This window comes from Kitasatospora acidiphila (assembly GCF_006636205.1).
Classification (GTDB): domain Bacteria; phylum Actinomycetota; class Actinomycetes; order Streptomycetales; family Streptomycetaceae; genus Kitasatospora; species Kitasatospora acidiphila.
This window is the reverse complement of the sequence record NZ_VIGB01000003.1, coordinates 445,127-461,515: the sequence shown is the minus strand read 5'-3', so window position 1 is coordinate 461,515 and position 16,389 is coordinate 445,127. Positions and strand designations below refer to the sequence as shown.

Annotated in this window: 13 protein-coding genes; 2 read left to right on the top strand and 11 right to left on the bottom strand. The window is 71.4% G+C overall.

Going from position 1 to position 16,389, the window contains the following annotated elements; all coding sequences use genetic code 11:
• Positions 1 to 7: 7 nt before the first annotated feature.
• The 9 genes from E6W39_RS03135 to E6W39_RS03095 all read right to left on the bottom strand — a co-directional run bounded on the left by E6W39_RS03135 (position 8) and on the right by E6W39_RS03095 (position 10,268).
• Positions 8 to 1,237 (bottom strand): MFS transporter, encoded by a 1,230-nt coding sequence (locus E6W39_RS03135; protein ID WP_181799065.1) that lies wholly within the window; start codon positions 1,235 to 1,237, stop codon positions 8 to 10.
• Positions 1,234 to 2,799, bottom strand: coding sequence for a class I tRNA ligase family protein (locus E6W39_RS03130; RefSeq protein ID WP_141632150.1), 1,566 nt, complete (start codon positions 2,797 to 2,799; stop codon positions 1,234 to 1,236). The genes E6W39_RS03135 and E6W39_RS03130 overlap by 4 nt, the downstream gene beginning before the upstream one ends.
• On the bottom strand, positions 2,796 to 3,203 hold the full coding sequence (locus E6W39_RS03125) for a cupin domain-containing protein (RefSeq protein WP_141632149.1): 408 nt from the start codon (positions 3,201 to 3,203) through the stop codon (positions 2,796 to 2,798). The genes E6W39_RS03130 and E6W39_RS03125 overlap by 4 nt, the downstream gene beginning before the upstream one ends.
• A gap of 56 nt (positions 3,204 to 3,259) precedes the next feature.
• Complete coding sequence (locus tag E6W39_RS03120) at positions 3,260 to 4,567, bottom strand: SidA/IucD/PvdA family monooxygenase (protein WP_323808979.1); 1,308 nt, start codon at positions 4,565 to 4,567, stop codon at positions 3,260 to 3,262.
• Positions 4,568 to 4,833: 266 nt separating this feature from the next.
• Positions 4,834 to 5,895: an NAD(P)/FAD-dependent oxidoreductase gene (locus tag E6W39_RS03115; protein WP_141632147.1), complete on the bottom strand. Its 1,062-nt coding sequence runs from the start codon at positions 5,893 to 5,895 to the stop codon at positions 4,834 to 4,836.
• Entirely contained in the window at positions 5,892 to 6,341 is a 450-nt protein-coding gene (locus E6W39_RS03110) for a VOC family protein (RefSeq protein WP_181799064.1), read from the bottom strand. Before E6W39_RS03110 ends, E6W39_RS03115 begins: the two co-directional genes overlap by 4 nt.
• A gap of 29 nt (positions 6,342 to 6,370) precedes the next feature.
• Positions 6,371 to 7,492 (bottom strand): ParB/RepB/Spo0J family partition protein, encoded by a 1,122-nt coding sequence (locus E6W39_RS03105; RefSeq protein ID WP_141632145.1) that lies wholly within the window; start codon positions 7,490 to 7,492, stop codon positions 6,371 to 6,373.
• Between the two features lie 198 nt (positions 7,493 to 7,690).
• Positions 7,691 to 9,025, bottom strand: coding sequence for an MFS transporter (locus tag E6W39_RS03100; RefSeq protein ID WP_141632144.1), 1,335 nt, complete (start codon positions 9,023 to 9,025; stop codon positions 7,691 to 7,693).
• A 49-nt stretch (positions 9,026 to 9,074) separates the two neighbouring features.
• A complete protein-coding gene (locus E6W39_RS03095; protein WP_228717935.1) occupies positions 9,075 to 10,268 on the bottom strand; it encodes an ATP-grasp domain-containing protein in 1,194 nt (397 codons plus the stop codon).
• 645 nt (positions 10,269 to 10,913) lie between these two features.
• On the opposite strand from E6W39_RS03095, the gene pepN reads away from it, so the two are divergent.
• Positions 10,914 to 13,391 carry an aminopeptidase N gene (gene pepN, locus E6W39_RS03090; protein ID WP_141632142.1) on the top strand — a complete coding sequence of 826 codons (2,478 nt, stop codon included), beginning with the start codon at positions 10,914 to 10,916 and terminating at the stop codon, positions 13,389 to 13,391.
• Positions 13,392 to 13,499: 108 nt separating this feature from the next.
• On the opposite strand, the gene E6W39_RS03085 is transcribed toward pepN, so the two are convergent.
• Positions 13,500 to 14,747, bottom strand: coding sequence for an APC family permease (locus tag E6W39_RS03085; protein ID WP_228717934.1), 1,248 nt, complete (start codon positions 14,745 to 14,747; stop codon positions 13,500 to 13,502).
• 194 nt (positions 14,748 to 14,941) lie between these two features.
• Positions 14,942 to 15,172: a hypothetical protein gene (locus tag E6W39_RS03080; RefSeq protein WP_228717933.1), complete on the bottom strand. Its 231-nt coding sequence runs from the start codon at positions 15,170 to 15,172 to the stop codon at positions 14,942 to 14,944.
• 289 nt (positions 15,173 to 15,461) lie between these two features.
• On the opposite strand from E6W39_RS03080, the gene E6W39_RS03075 reads away from it, so the two are divergent.
• Positions 15,462 to 16,253, top strand: a complete 792-nt coding sequence (locus E6W39_RS03075; protein WP_141632141.1) for a uracil-DNA glycosylase — start codon at positions 15,462 to 15,464, stop codon at positions 16,251 to 16,253.
• Positions 16,254 to 16,389: the final 136 nt, after the last annotated feature.

Here is a 16,389-nt window from a genome sequence, read left to right as displayed (position 1 = left end):
TCTCCGTTCAACCGGATTGGGTACGACGTGAGTTGTGCGCCCTGGGGCGCATGAGGAGCGATCCCGCCAGCAGTACGACGGGCAGTGCGGTGACGGCCGCGAGGGTGAGGTAGCCGCGGACCACCCCGGCGTGGTCGCAGACCGTCGCGACCAGCACGGTGACCAGCACGGCGGCGGCCAGGCCGAGCGCGTTGACGGTGCCGAACACCCGCCCGGCCCGCTCGGCGCGGACCGCCCGGGTCAGCTCGACCCGCGACGGCAGCCGGCCGAGCGCGAAGGTCGTCCCGCCGAGCAGGATGCCGGGCAGCATGGTCCAGACCGAGATCGGCTGGACCAGCGCCAGCAGCGCGCAGACCAGGTAACCCCAGAGCAGCAACTGCCGGTAGTCGATCCGGTGCTGCCACCGCTGGTACAGCGCCGCCCCGATCAGCATGCCGACGCAGGCCAGCGCGTCGACCAAGCCGAGCAGGCCGGAGCCCTGATGGAACCGGCGCACCACCACGACCATCAGCAAGGTGTTGGCCGTGGTCGCGATGACGCTGCCGATGCAGTACAGGGCGCCGAGCCGGACCACCGGCCCGTCCGGAACCCGCTCGGATTCCGGTTCGGCAGAAGCGGATCGGCCCACCGGGCGGTGGCGTCCGATCAGCAGCATGCACAAACCGGAGAGCAGGAAGGTCACCGCGTTGAAGAAGAACAGCGGTACCACCCCGGCGAACTGGGCGACCAGCCCGCCGATCAGACCCGAGAGCACCATGCCGGCCTGGACCGCCATCTCGTAGCGCGAACTGAACGTTCCCAGCCGCTCGGTGGCGATCCGCTCCTTGATCAGCGCCTGACTGGCGGGCGTGAAGAGCGCCGCCAGGCAGGCCAGCACGAAGCTGACGGCATAGGCCCCGGCCCCGGCCGAGCCGTGGGCCAGCAGCCACACCGGCAGGGCCAGTGCGGCGAGCGCACTGGTCACGTCGGCCAGCAGGCACAGGGTGCGCCGGTCGAACCGGTCCGCCAGCCGCCCGAACAGCGCCGAGAGCGCCACCTGCGGAAGCGCCGTCGCGATGTACACCCAGCCGACCGAGAGCGCCGTGCCGGTACTGCGGTAGATCAGCAGCGAAGCGGCGATCAGCTGGATGTTGTTGCCCAGGTTGGTGACGAACGCGGCCGGCAGCAGCAGGCGTTCGGCCCGGCCCACCCGGGGGTGGGCGGCTGCGGCGTCCGGTCGCAGGGAGGTCGAGGTCACGGCAGCGACGGAAGGCGGAACGGTGCGATCTTGTCGACCGGCTCCGGGGCGAGCGAGAGCACCACCCCGGCCTCGGCGGCCAGCCGCGCGGTGTCCACCAGTATCGGTGCGGCCCAGCCGAGCAGCGACCGCACGGCGGCCAGCAGGTCGCCCAAATCGGCCTGCCCGGCGGCGCGTTCGTTGAGGGTGGCGATCCGGTCGGCGATCAGCTCGGCCGCCCGGGCCACGCTGAAGCCGGTCAGCTCGAAGCAGCCGCGCATGGCCGTCGCGAACCGCTCCTGGTCCGCCCGTCCGGCGGCGGTGACCTGCTGCGGTGCGCTGCCGGCCGCGTCCGTCAGGCTCGCCAGCCTGGCCGCCAGCTCGTTCCACGGGCCGGTCAGCCGGCGGGCGGTGACCTCGGCCAGGCCGGCCCGGTCGAAGTTGGTCCGCTCCCGCTCGGGCAGGGTCAGCGCCAGGTAGAACCGGGCGGTGTCCCGAGGGGTGCCGGCCACCAGCTCGGCGCCCCTGATCAGGTGGTTCCGGCTGGTGGAGAACTTGGCGTGGTCCAGCTCGTAGAACTCGTTGACCACGCTGGCGCTCGGCCGGATGTAGCGGTCGCCGTGTGCGAGCAGCAGGACCAGGTCGACCAGACCCCAGTGGTAGACGTTGTCGAAGCCGTGGAAGTAGACCAGTTCGGCGCCGTTCGACGCCTTCCAGTACTCGTCGTACGGGAGCGCCTGGTCCTCGCCGTTGGCCCACCAGGTGGCGTACATGGAGGCGGGCATGGCCTCGACCCACGGGTAGACGATCTGGCCCGGGGTCGGCGCGAACGGTGCGGGGACGCCCCAACTGCCCGGAATCGTCACCGGGATGACCGGCAGCGGTCCGGCCAGCAGCTCCCGGATCAGCTGGGCGGGGTGCGGACGCCAGCGCGGCAGCACCTCGGCGAAGTGCGCCTCCAGCTCGGCCCGGTACTCCTCCATCGGCAGCACCAGGATGGTCTCCTCGCGGAACGAGACCGGGTCCTCGGGATCCAGCGCGTAGCGGGCGTCGAGCAGTTCGTCGAAGTTGTTCGGGTGGCCGCAGTCCTCACAGGTGCCGCCGCTGCTGCCGGCCCCGCAGGACGGGCAAGTACCGGTCAGCAGGCCGTCGTAGAGGTGCCGGCCGGCGCGCTCGGCGTACGGCAGGCGGACGGTCAGGGTGCGCAGCCGGCCGGCCTCGTGCAGCGCCGTGACGAACTCCGTCACCGCCTCGCGGTAGCGGGCGTCGATCGGCGGCAGCACCCGGCCCTCGGGGGCGGTCGGTTCGATCCCCATCGCGGTCAGCGAACGCTCGATGGCCACGGTGGAGTCCGCCGCCAGCCGGGCCGGTGTGGTGTTCTTGCGCTGGGCGGTGGAGACCACGTAGGTCTGGCTGTCGTCGGTCGCCGTCGTGGCCGTCACCGACAGGCCGGTGGCCCGCAGGTAGCGGGCGTAGACGTCCGCGGCCAGGTACGGGCCGGCCATGTGGCCCACATGCAGGTCGCCGTTGGGCGTCGGGGTGGCAGCGATCAGGATCCGGGGCCGCTGGTCGGACTCGGTCATGCCCCGGCACCGCCGTCCGGCCCGGTCCCGGCGTGCGGGCCCTCCTGGTGCCGGCTCAGGAAGCCGCCCGCCAGGTCCGCGTCCCACCAGATCGCGTAGAACTCGAAGTCGGTGTCCGAGGCGTTGACCACCTGGTGCACGGTGTGCGGCTCGAAGTGGATGATGTCGCCCGCGACGAACGGCACCCGCTTGCCCTCGGTGCGGATCTGGGAGGCGCCGGACAGCGCGATCCAGATCTCGTACTCGTGGTGCCCGTGCTCGCCCGACTCGGTCCCGGGCGCGACGACGCACCAGGAGCCCTCGAACGGGGCGTTCAGCAGCGGCCAGGGCACCAGCCGCTGGGCGCGCAACTGGTTGTCGAGCTTCAGTCCTACCCGGTCCAGCGGACGGATTTCATGTGCCATGGGGAATCTCCTCGAAAAGTGCCGGTGCGAGCAAGGGGCAGGGATCTGACGATCCGTCAGGCGACGTCGGCCAGCAGTGGGGTGTGCCGGCCGTCCTGCCCGCGGTGCAGCAGCAGGTCGGAGACGATCTCGCCGGAACGGCCGGCCAGCACACTGAGCAGCGAGTCCGAAATGCCGTGGGTGGCCTCGTTCACGCCCTGCAGATAGCACGAGGCGCCGTCGGCGGAATTCGGAATGGCGAGTCGGTAGTTGCGGTCGACGGTGATCTCGTCGAGGCCGAGTTCGCCGGCCAGCTCCTGGACGAGTTTCGGCATCGCCCCGTTGAATCCGGTGCCGAGCAGCACCAGATCGCAGCGCGATTCGCTGATCGCCCCGGTCTTCCGGTCGCGCATCGTGAGGACGATCTCCTCGCCCTCCATGCGGGTCGCGGTGATCTCGGTCATCGTCACGATCTTGAGCCGCTCGGCGCCGGCGAGGCGCTCCAGGTAACGCTGCCGGTAGAGCGTCTCCAGCATGGCCGGAGCCAGCCCCGCGTAATTGCTCAGGTGCATTTCCCGGAGCAACTGCTCGCGGGCGTCCGGGGAGGCGGAGTGGAACTCGTCGATGAACGAGGTGTAGTAGATCTCGTTGGTGAACTTGCTCGACTCGTAGTTCTTCAGGCCGATCGAGCGCATCACCAGTGTGGTCTCGGCGGCCGGGAAGCCCTGGTGCGCCGCCCAGAGCAGCTCGGCAGCGCTCTGCGCCCCTCCGATCACCATGATCCGGTGCTTGCCGGCCGGGTCGAGGTCGGCGATCCGGGCGGAGTACTCGGTGCTGTGGATCACCCGCTCGGCCGGGAGGCCGGCGAACTCGGCGGGGATCCGGGCATCCCGCCCGGCGCCGATCACCAAGTCCCGGGCGGCCACCTCGGTGCCGTCGGAGAAGGCGGCCAGCCAGCCGGTCACCTTGCCGCCGGCACCCCGCCTCGGGGTGATGCCCTCGCACCGCATGCCGTAGGCGACCCGCACCTGGCTCAGTGAGTCGGCCACCCACTGCAGGTACCCGGAGATCTCCTGGCGGTACGGAGTGAAGGTGCCGAGGTTGATGAACTCGTCGAGCTGGCCGACCGTGTGCAGGTAGTTGATGAACGAGAACTTGCTGCGCGGATTCCGCAGCGTCACCAGGTCCTTGAGGAAGGAGACCTGGCTCTGCGTCCAGGGCAGCAGTATTCCGCGCTGCCACACCACCGAATCGTGCTGCTCGGCCAGGAGGGTCTTTCTGGCCATGTCACTGGGCGCCAATTCCTCCAGGGCCACGGCCAGGGCGAGATTCGCCGGGCCGGCCCCGATGGCGAGCAGTTCGACTTCCTGTCCGTTCAAAGCCATCCCCTGTCAGTGAACATAGGAGCTCTGGAGCTCAAGTAAGTTGGAGCTCAAGAAGGTTGCGAACGTTGGAGCTCAATGGATTTGGAGCTCGCGAATGCTGGAGCTCAAGAAGCCTGGAGCTCAAGAAGATTGGAAATCATGAACGCCCGGAGTTCGGAAACCTAGGGGTCCGGGAACTGAGGAGTTCGGGAACTTGGGAGTCCGGGGACTCAGGGGTCCGGGAACTCGGGTATCAATCCGCAAGCGATGCTGCCAGCCAGGTTTTACTATGGCAAGTCTTCGCCGGGAGTTTCACCGCAGAGCAGCGCGGCGGCGGCCGAACGGCCGGCCCCGAGTGCGTACTTGGCCGCGCCACCGGTCCCGCCGGTGAAGGTGAGCACCGGCGAGCCCGGCAGGCAGGAGCGCAGCCGCAGCCCCCCGGACGGTGCGTAGCAGTCGGCGGCGGCCACCGTGACGGCGTCCGCCCCGGGCCAGGAGTCCGAGCCCAGCCGTGCCTTGGCGCACCCGGCGACCCGCTGGACCAGCTCGCTGTCGGTCCGCAGCGCCGTCGGATCGACATCCCAGCGATCGGTCGGCAGGCCCAGCAGGAAGCGGCCCGAGCCGAACGGGCGCCCGTAGAGACCGGAGGTCTCGTCGACGAAGGCGCCCAGGCCTGGCGGGGTGCCCCGGCCCAGCGTGTACTGGATCTGTTTGGCCCTCAGCCCCCCGGCGGGAAAGCCCCAGGCGGCGAGCAGCGAAGGCGTCCAGGGCCCGGTGGCGAGCACCACCGTGTCGTAGCCGACCCCGGTGCCGGCCGCCGTCCGGACGGCGCCCTCGGGACCGACCCGGACCACCGGATCGGTGCGGACCACCGCGCCCGCGAGGACCGCCTGCTCCAGCATGGCGTCCCGCAGCGCGGCGGGGGAGAGGTAGCCGGCGTGCCGCTCGACCACCGCGACGGTGTCGGGTGGGAGACCCAGGAAGGGCTTCAGGTCCGGGAGTTCGCGCAGTTCGGCGGAGCCCGGAAGGAGTTCGTCGAGTAGCCGCAGCACGGCGGCGACCGACGACCGGTCGGTGCCTGGCGGGAGGACGACGGTGGAGTCGAGCTCGCGGTAGCCGGCCCAGCTCCGCAGCAGCGGCGAGCCGCGCAGTTCGGCCAGGCTCTCGGCGGCCGCGCGGGCTGCCGCGGGGTCGGGCTCGAAGCCTCGCAGCAACCCTCCGGAGGCCTGGGTGGCATCCGCCGAGCGGCCCTGCTCACTGGTGAACACCGTGGGTTTCAGACCGAGTTCGGTGAGCCGCCAGGCGAGCACGGCGCCGGCCAGGCCGCCGCCGACGATGGCGGTCCTCATGGCGCGCCGACCGCGGTGCCGGGGTGGGCGTCGGTGTTGCCGGCGGCCGGTGGATCCGTGCGCCGGTACTCGACCAGCTCGATCAGCAGTCCCGCCGGGCGTTTGGCGTAGACGAAGGCCACCCACATGCCATGCCGGGCTCCCGGTTGCGGCTCGCGGTCCACCGGGACCAGGCCGAGCCCGCGCAGCCGCTCCAACTCGGCGACCACGTCGTCCACTTCGAAGGCGATGTGGTAGAGCCCCGGACCGTGCTCGGCCAGCCGGCGGCTGATCGCCGCCTCGTCGTTCAGCGGCGCGACCAGTTCGATGGCGCAGCCGCCCTTCTCGGCCTGCCAGAAATCACAACTGACGCCGTACGTCTCGGCGTTCCCGCGGTCCCCGACGGTCAGGCCGAGGGCGGCCAGCAGGTCGCCCGCACCCTGCGGGTCGCCGGTCGCCACTCCCACGTGGTCAAGTCTGACAATCACGGCTTCCCCTATCCGATCTGTCTTGCGCGCCCGCGTAGTTCGGTCGCCAACTCTCGCCAGTTGTCGGCGCACTCCAGTGCGAGGGCCGATACCGTCGTTAGCAAGTGCGGTGGAATCGACTGGAGTTCATGCTCCGCTTCGCTGACCACCACCAGCCGCTGGTGGAGCCAGGTCAGCAGCGCGCGGCCGCTGTCGGTGAACCGCAGCGACGGGTCCCGGCGCAGCCGCTCCAGGCCGGCGAACGCCTCGTCGGCGCGCCGCTGGGCCGGCAGACGCTGCGAGCCGAGCCGGCTGGGCGGCACCGGGTCCGCCGCCACGCCGGCCCGCCGTGCGGGCCCGGACTCCGGGACACTCGGGCCGGGCTCCGCAACAGGCTGCGCGGTCTGCGCGACACGCCGCTCGGACGCCCTGGAAGCCTCGGACGGCGCGGGCGGGGCCGTGGGCGCCCACTTGGTGAAGGACTGCGAATCCGACCGCTGGGCCGGCACCGAACCGGTCCTGGTGGCGCCTGGCTGGACCGGCTCCTCGTCACGGATCCGGCACCGCACCCCGTGCGCGGTGCTCACCGAGACCCCGGCGGCCTGGGCGATCTCCCGGAGCGAGGCGTCGGGCCGCTCCCTGATGACCTTCGCCACCCGGCGGCGGCCCTCGTCCGCGTTGACCGGCCGCATTCGGCCGTCGCGCCCCACCCGGGCGTCCGACTGTCCACTGTCGCCGGTCGAGCGGCGGCGGATCTCGCTGACCGTCTTCGCGGAGAGCCCGGTGTTCCGCGCGATCGACCGGTCCGACATCTCCGGACGCATGGTGACGATGCGTTCGGCGGCCGCCTTGCGCTCGGAGACGGAGAGCGGCAGTCCGTGTGCGATGTTGGCTTCCACCGAAAGCAGGTAGGCGGCCTCCTCGGTGCCGTCGAAGTACTCGACGGCAATCGATTCCTCGCCCTTGAGCTGGGCTGCCCGCAAGCGGTGCAACCCGTCGATGACCCGCATGGTCTGACGGTGGATCAGGATCGGCGGCAGCGTCGCATCGGTTTCGGCGAGACGAGCGATGTGGGCCTTGTCCTCGATGGTGAATCGCGGGGATTCCCCGGGCAGCACCGAGTCGATGGGAATGCGGTCGGCAGTGTTCATGAGCGCCCCCTCAACGGGATGTACCGTGCGCACCGTGCTGGCCTGTGGTGGTGGGATTCGCCAGACGGGATGTCGTTCATGCGGCCGTGGGCCGCGCGCGCCGCTTCGCGTGGGGTCACCGGAGGAGCGGCGGTACGGCCTGCGGTGTAGTGCTGTCGGTACGGGCCGGCTGCCGGTGACCACCGGCCCGTACCGGGATCAGACGGCTTCGGTGACCGGCTCCGGCTCCGGAGTCCCGTCCATGGCGGCCTTCTTGGCGCCCGGGAAGGCGAACAGCCCGAGCACGCACGCCGCGGCGGAGAGCAGACCGAGGGTCGGCCAGACCGCGCGGCCCAGGCCCAGGAAGAGCTCCCCGCCGATGACCGGGCCGATCGCGGTGCCGAGGTTGAAGATGAACTGGAAGCTGCTGATGTAGACCGGCTTGAGGTGGGCGGGTCCGGCGGTGGCCGGGAAGGAGAAGACCGCCGGGCCGCCCATGATCTCGGCGGTGGTCCAGATGAGGGTGCCGATCAGGATGACCGCCCCGCCCAGCGGGAAGCCGTAGAACATCTCGCCGAGGCCGACCAGCGCCCAGGGGATCACGACGCTCAGCCGCAGCGGCCACTTCTGGGTGAACTTGGTCAGCGGCAGCTCGAAGACGATGACCATGAAGCCGTTGAGCGCCACCGCCAGCGTGTACCAGAGCACGTTCACGTGTTCCTTGGCGACGTCCAGCGGCAGCGTGCTGGTGTACTGCACGTAGACGACCGTGTTGAACAGCATGCCGATCAGGAAGAACATGTAGCGGCGGTCCCGCAGCACCGCGCGGTAGCCGCTCGGTCCGGCCGCGGCGGCGGACTGCTCGTCGGCGGACGGCCCGTCGGCGGCCGGGGCCGGCTCGCTGCTGTCGGCCTTGGCCGACGCGGCGACGTCAGCCTCGTCGTGCTTCCTCGGGATCAGGAAGAAGGCGATCAGCGCATAGACCACCGCGACCAGCGCCTCGCCCCAGAAGAGCACGGTGTAGCTCTTGTGGCGCAGGTTGAAGAGGGCGTAACCGAGCAGCGGCGAGGCCATCGTGCCCAGGTTCAGACCCCAGCGGTAGATCGCGAAGATCATCACCTGCCGGGTGTCCGGGGTGAGTTCGGAGAGCAGCGAGGCCGAGGCCGGCCGGTACATCAGGCCGACCGCACTCACCAGGAAGACGGCGGCCACGATCGCCGGGTAGCTCGGCACGTACACGATGGTGGCCAGCAGCACCGCCGAGCTGGCCATGCTCAGCACGGTGGCGTTGCGCGCGCCGAGCCGGCTGGCGAGCGCACCGCCGACCAGCACGCCCACCATGCCACCGGCGCCGTAGGCCCCGAGGGCCAGCGAGGCCTCGGCCGTGGAGTAGCCCTTCGAGACAAGGTAGAGCACGAGGAAGATGGTGAGGAAGGCGCCGAGGCGGTTGACGATGACACCGGCCAGGATCGCCTTGACCGCTGGGTGGGATTCCTTGAACGTGACCCAGGCTCCCGGGCCTTGGGAGGAGGGCTGCTGTTCGTTCTCGGTCATTTGCTGTGGCTGTCTTTCAGTCGGACGGCAGATGGCGGGACGAGGTGGTTCAGACCGAGTTGACGACCAGCGCGCCGCCGGCCTCGTCCAGCGCCTGCCGACAGGAGTCCACCGAATCGGCGGTCGCGGTCGCGAAGGCGATCCGGCCCCAGACGGTGCCCTTGGGCGGCGGCGAGACGACAGCGCCGGGCGCGGCCACGACCACCGACTGGTCGACGGCGGCGGGCAGTTCGCCTTCGAAGGCGACCGAGCCGAGGGTGGTGTCCTCCTCGGCGACATAGAAGAAGCGGACCCCGCTGATCCGGTGGCGGGACGGGGTCAGGTCGGGCTCCAGCCCGCAGGCCACCGAGGCCGCGGCGAGCCCGGGGTCGATCCCGGTGGCCAGCAGGCCCAGGTAGGGGATGAGGTCCCCGCCGAGCCGCCCGTTGACCTCGATCAGCTTGGGGCCGTCGGCCGTGAGCATGAACTCCGTGTGGGTCCAGGCGTTTTCGACGCCGAGCGCGGTGTGCGCGTCCTGGAGTGCGGCAACCAGCGCCGGGTCGGTGAGCAACGGGTCGTCGGCGTCGACGAAGTGGCCGATCTCCTCGGCGTAGGGCGGGTAGCCGACCACCTTGCGGCCGATGAACAGCGGTGTCACCACGCCGCTGCGGATCACCGCGTCGACGCTGATCTCCTCGCCGGTGACGCACTCCTCGACCAGGTACGGCTCCGCGGAGTTGAAGAGCACCGGCTCCGGGATGACGATCGACGTGGTGAAGGCGAAGCCCGCGCTCAGCGCGGCGGCGTCCTCGACCCGGATCACGCCGAGGCTGGCACCGAAGCCGCGGGGCTTGAGCACGACGGGGTAGCCGAGCTCCTCGGCCGCCGCCAGGGCCTCCTGCTCGGTGGAGACGGGTATCGACGCGGGCTGCGGCACGCCGGCCGCGGCGAGCGCCGCACGGGTCTGCCCCTTGTCGCGCAGCCGCCAGACGACCGCCGGGTCCCCGCCCAGCAGCCCGAGCGCCTCGGCGACGTACGCGGTGGCGTGGATGCGCACCTCGTCCCAGCAGAGCACGCCGGCCACCGGGGTGGCGGCGTGCAGGTCCAGTGCCGCCTTGGCCATCGCCGCGCCGTCGCAGGTGTCGGCGAGCACCGTCCAGCCGCTCAGATAGGCCTTCTCCCAGGACGGCTCGATGGTGTGGAAAAGGTGGACCCTAAAGCGAGTCGCGATCGACTTCAACAGGTACTCACGGTAAGGACGCATGCCTGATGCGACCAAGAGGAGAAGGGGCCGATCCGTCGCTTCGTCACTGCCGGTGATCATAATTCTGGGTTCCCTTCCCGGGCCTCCATGATCGGCATGTCCGTCGCGCGGGCCGAGTCGCCCCTTCGGAGTCTCAGTGAGCGCGATAACACAACCTACAAGTGGCCCTGACGGACTGTCGAGGAGCCGGGCATTGAGCCTGGCCGGGCCCGCCCAATCAGAGCGCAAATGGGCTGGTTTGAGAAGCCTTCATCGGGCGCCGCTCGCGCCGTCAACCTTCTGCGGGCTTGTTCAACCGCTTGTTCTCCACACTCGAACGCCGAGGGCTGGGCGCTCTGGTGCAGGCGAGTGCTGCTCAGGCGGCGGGTGTCCGTGCTTATGGAACACCCGCCGGGGATGCGGGCGCACCCTTGCGGCGGAGGAGGAGCATGAGATTCCGGTTGGGGTCGCGGGGCCGGACGCCCCGGCGCGAATGCCGACAGGTTTTGCTCCCCGAACTCTGTCGACGGACCGCTTCGGCGTGCATCATGTCCCCTTGTCAGCTCTCCCGGGGTCAGGACCGGGTCCAGAATGGCGAAAACCGTGCCGCTGGATGTCTCCGGGTATTCCTGGATTCCCCGAAAGCTTCTGAAAAGGGGAAGTAGAATGACCAGCCTCACCAAGGCAGAAGCCTCCCATCGGACCTCCGCCATTTCGGTCGGCGGCTATCAGGTGACGCTCGACCTCGCCGGAACGGCGGAGGTGTTCCGTTCCACCACCGCCATTCGATTCACCGCCGCACAGCCGGATGCGGAGGTGTTCTTCGAGCTCCGGCCGGCCCTCCTGCACGAGGTCACCCTGAACGGCACGCCGCTGGACGTGGCGCTGCTGAGCGACGGGCGCTTCCCCCTCACCGGCCTGGCCGGCGAGAACGAGCTGACCGTGGTGGCGGACATGCCCTACTCCCGCAGCAACGAGGGCCTGCACCGGTTCACCGACCCGGCGGACGGGCAGGTCTACGTCTACGGCTTCCCCTATGCGGACCAGGCGCCGCGGATCTTCGCCTGCTTCGACCAGCCGGACTTGAAGGCCCCATTCGTCTTCACCGTTACGACGCCCGAACATTGGCAGGTGCTGTCCACCGCCGAGGCCTCGCAGACCGCCCCGGGACAGTGGAAGATCGGCCCCACCGCACCCCAGGCGACGTACCTCACCACGATCGCGGCTGGTCCGTACGCGTCGTTCACCAGCGACCACGACGGTATCCGGCTCGGGCTGCATTGCCGAGCCTCGCTGGCCGAGGCGATGAAAGCCGACGTGGCCGAACTCTTCGACGTGACACGGCGATGCCTCGACGAAAGCCACCGGCTGTTCGGCGTCCGCTACCCGCTGCCCAAGTTCGACCAGATGTTCGTGCCGGAGTTCAGCGTCATCTCGCTGGACCACCCCGGGCTGGTCCTGCTCCGCGAGCAGTGGCTCTTCAACTCGGCGGCACCCGACAGCGAGCGGGAGACCAGGGCGGTCATCCTCGCCCACGGCATCTCGCTGATGTGGATGGCCGGGCTGGTCACCAACGCCTGGTGGGACGAACTCTGGCTCGGCCAGGCGTTCGCCGACTACCTCGCGCACCGCATCCCGTCCGAGGTCACCCGGTTCACCGGCCCGCCGACCACCTTCGCGGCCCGCCGCAAGGGCCAGGCGTACGACGCCGACCAGCGCCCGTCGACGCACCCGGTCAGCGTGGCAGGCGAGTCCGTCGCCGCCGCCCTGCTCGACCTGGACCGGATCTCCTACTTCAAGGGACACTCGGCGCTGCGCCAACTCTCCGCCGCGATCGGCGACGACGCGCTGCGCGCCGGGCTGCGCCTCTTCTTCGAGCGGCACGCCCACGGCACCGCCACCTACAAGGACTTCCTGGACGCGCTGAGCGAAGCCGCCCGGCAGGACCTCACCCACTGGTCCGACACCTGGCTCAAGTCGGCGAACGTGAACACCCTTTGGCCGGAGCTGGAGACCGCCGACGGCGTCATCACCGCCGCCGCGATCCGCCAGTCCGCCCCGCAGACGCACCCCGTGCTGCGCCGGCACACCCTGGACATCGGCCTGTACGACGCCGCCGGGACCCGCACCGCGCTGGTCCGCACGGTAGTCGACGGCGCCCGCACCCCCGTTCCCGAGCTGGCCGGCCTGCCCGAGCCCGCGCTCCTGCTGCTCAACGACGGCGACCTGACGTATGCGAAGATCCGCCTCGACGAGCGCTCCCAGCAGGCGCTGCCCGGCCTGCTGGCCGGGCTCGCGCCGATCAACCGCGCGATGCTCTGGTGCCAGCTGCTGCTCGCCGTCAAGGACGGTGCCTACCCGGCGGCCGCACACCTCGCCCTGGTCGCCGACATGGTTCGCGTGGAGCCGGAACTCTCCATCCTCACCGAGGTGTTGGAGCAGGCCAGGTTCCAGGTGGCGGACACCCTGCTGGACCCCGCCGAGCGCCCGGCGGCGGTGGCGGCGATCGCCGACGCGCTGCGCGGCCGGCTCGCCACCACGGGGCCCGACGCCGAAGAGGCCCTCACCCTCTTCCGCGGCCTGATCGACTTCACCCCGGACGCGGCGGAACTCGCCTCCTGGCTGGGCCCGGTGGAACTCCCGGCCGGCCTCGCCCTGGACACCGACCTGGCCTGGCGGATCCGGCTGCGGCTCACCGCGCTGGGCGGACTGGGCGCCGCGGAGATCGAGGCGGCGCAAGCGGCGGACCCCGGCTCCGACGGTGCGCTCGGTGCCCTCAAGTGCCGTGCCGCGCTGCCCGATCCAGCAGCCAAGGAGGCCGCCTGGAACGCGCTGCTCGCTCCCGGCGACCTCTCCAACTTCGAGGTCTTCGCGCTGGCCGGCGGCTTCTGGCAGCCCGAGCAGGAGGAGCTGACGGCACCGTACGTCGTCCGGTTCTTCGAGGAACTGCCCGCGGTGGCCGGCAAGCAGGGCGACCTGGTGCTGGACCTGCTGGTCAAGGCCCTCTACCCGAAGCACTCGGCTCGCCCCGAGACCGTGCGGCTGGCGCGGGCGCTGCTGGACAGCGGCCAGCTGCCCGAGTCGCTGCGCCGGGCGGCCGCCGACCTGACGGACGACCTGGCCCGGGCAGCGGCGGTCCGCTGACGCTCCGGACCGCGGCCGGCTTGCGGCTCGTGGCGCTCCAGGGCGGCGAGCCGGTGTGACCCCAACGCCCCCTGGCGGAGGGGCGGGTGAGCAGCACCCGCCCCTCGGTCAGGAGGCTTCGGTGCCCTTCGGGGCGCCCGGCCCGTACTTCCCGTACGCCAGCGCCCCCGCACCCACCAGCAGCGGCCAGAACAGGTACTGCCCCGACATCACCAACAGGACCGCCACGGCCGCCAGCGCCACCAGCGCCGAGGCCCATGCCGCACTCCGCCTCGGCAGCAGCTTCACCGCCGCCCCCACCCCCAACGCGTACACCATGACGAAGGAACCGGTGGTCAGCAGCACCAGCGGCGCCGCGCCCACGTTGGCCGCCTCCACCCCGCCCAGCGCCAGCAGCGAGAGCACGGCCACCGCGGCCAGGCTGCGGCGCGGTACCTCCCCCGCCACGCTGCCGCGCGCCAGCACGCCGGGCAGCTGCCCGTCCCGGCCCAGCGCCGCACCCAGCTTGGACGCGCCGGCCCAGTACGCGTTCATCGCCCCCAAGGTCAGCAGCAGCGCCGAACCGGCTGCCAGCAGACGGGCGTTGCCCCCAAGCCCGCTGGCCATCAGGTCGCCGAGCGGTGCGCTGGAGTCGGCCGCACCGGGCCCGAGCACCACGATCACCGCGAAGGCCAGCACGAGGTAGAGCGCACCGACGATCACCACGGCCATGCCGGTGGCCCTGGGCAGGTCCCGGCGGGGGGAGCGGAACTCACCCGCCAGGTAGGTGATCGCCTCCCAGCCCGCGAAGCTCCACACCAGCAGTGCGGCGGCCGGGCCGATCGCCGACCACCCGTGCGGCGCGAACGGGTGCAGATGGGACAGCCGCGCCTGTGGCAGGGAGGTCGCGACCGCCGCCAGCAGGAGCGTCACCAGCAGGGCGGCCAGGGCGAGTTGGAGCCGCCCGGAGACCTTCAACCCCACCCAGTTGGCCAGGCCCACCACGGCCATCAGACCGGCCGCCGTCACCACGACCGTGGTCTTCCCGCCGCCGAGTGCCGATGCGACGTACGCCCCGCCGAACAGCCCGGCGGCCGCCGAGCCCGGCGGCACCGCGAAGTAGAAGCACCAGCCGGCGATCGAGGCGGCCCGGGGCCCGAAGGCCAACCGGGCGTAGTACGAGACGCCGCCCGCGTCCGGATAGCGCGAGCCCAGCGCCGCGAAGGTCGCGGCGAGCGGTGCGGAGAGGACCACCAGCCCGGCCCAGGCGAGCAGCGAGGCCGGCCCCGCCACCTTCGCCGCCATCGCGGGCAGGGCTATCACGCCGGTGCCCAACACCGCTCCGACATACATCGCGGTGCCCTGGACGAGGGACAACGTGCCGTGGTGCGAGGCGGATTGATCGGATCTACCGGAAGTCTCAGCTACATCGGTCACCGGGACACTATGGCAGGTCGCGGTCGGAAACTCCCGGGCTTGCGCCAATCGGATCTCCGCCTCCTGAACCGCGGGACCGCGCGTCCGCAGGACTGCCAACCAGCCTGGCGGCCACGGCTGTTCGGTGCCCCAGATCAGTGCTCGCCGAAGAAGATCCCGCGGACCTCGCGCGCCGCGTAGTAGACCAGCACGTAGCCGGCGGCCGGGTCGGCCCACCACCAGCCGAGGGTGCTGTCGAGGACCAGGCCGAGCAGGACCGCCACGGCCAGCAGCCCGTCGACGAGGGTGACCCGGCCCTCGGTCCGGAGCGCCGGATTGTCCAGGGCCGCGCCGGTGCGGGCCTTCCCGAACGCGAGGGCGAACATCACCGACGCGGTGACGGCGGCCGGCGCAGGCGCTGCCGGGATGCCTCGTGCGCACTGGTCATCGGGCCAGTCTCGCCGCGGCGTCGTTCCCATCGGCCGGCGGGGCGCACTCCGACGAGGCGCCCTCCGCCCTCGTAGACTCGCCGACAAGTGAGCCGAGCAGTGATCTGTGCGGCCATGGCGGCACCCTCCCGGATCAGTGCACCCGACAGGGCGGCGCCCCCTCGGGGGACGTCCTGAACGCACTCGCCGGGCCGCCCGGCCACCCGCGGGAGGAGGACCATCGACGATGCGTGGCGAGGCGGGGCCGCAGGCGCACGACTTCCCGGCCGTGACGGCCCCCGGGCTGGAGTCCCTGGGCGAGCTGGACGCGGCAGTGGCCGAGTGCCGGGCCTGCCCGCGGCTGGTCGCCTGGCGTGAGGAGGTCGCCCGGGTCAAGCGCCGGGCGTTCCGGGACTGGGAGTACTGGGCCAGGCCGGTCCCCGGGTTCGGCCCGGCCGACGCACCGCTGGCGATCGTGGGCCTGGCTCCGGCCGCCCACGGCGGGAACCGCACCGGTCGCATCTTCACCGGTGACCCCTCGGGCGACGCGCTGTACTCCGCGCTGTACGACCTCGGGCTGGCCAGCCGGCCGACCGCCACGCGCCGTGGCGACGGGCTGGAGCTGTACGGGGTGCGCATCACGGTGCCGGTGCACTGCGCGCCGCCCGCCAACCGGCCCACCGGTGCCGAGCGCGACACCTGCCGGCCGTGGCTCGCCCGCGAGCTGGACCTGCTGCGCCCGGACCTGCGGGCGATCGTGGTGCTCGGCGCCTTCGCCTGGCAGGCGCTGCTGCCCGTGCTCGCGGACGCGGGGTGGCAGCTGCCCCGGCCGCGGCCGGTCTTCGGCCACGGTGCCGAGGTGCTGATCACCGACCCCGGTACCCGACACGAGCTCTGCCTGGTCGCCGGCTACCACCCGAGCCGGCGCAACATGTCCACCCGCACCCTCACCCCCGCCATGCTCCGCGACGTGCTGCGGCGGGGCGCCGACCTCGCCGGACTGCCGCGCCGGCCGGCGGCAGGGACCGGGCCGGCCTGACGGGCCGGGGCGCCCGCCGGGGGTGAGCCCCGTCACGGGCGGGTGCGGGGAACGGAACGCCAAGGGTCGGTAAAACGTTCGCCAAGCGGACAGCACGCTACGCTGGCCTGTCACCCCCTTTGCCGACCGCGTTCTG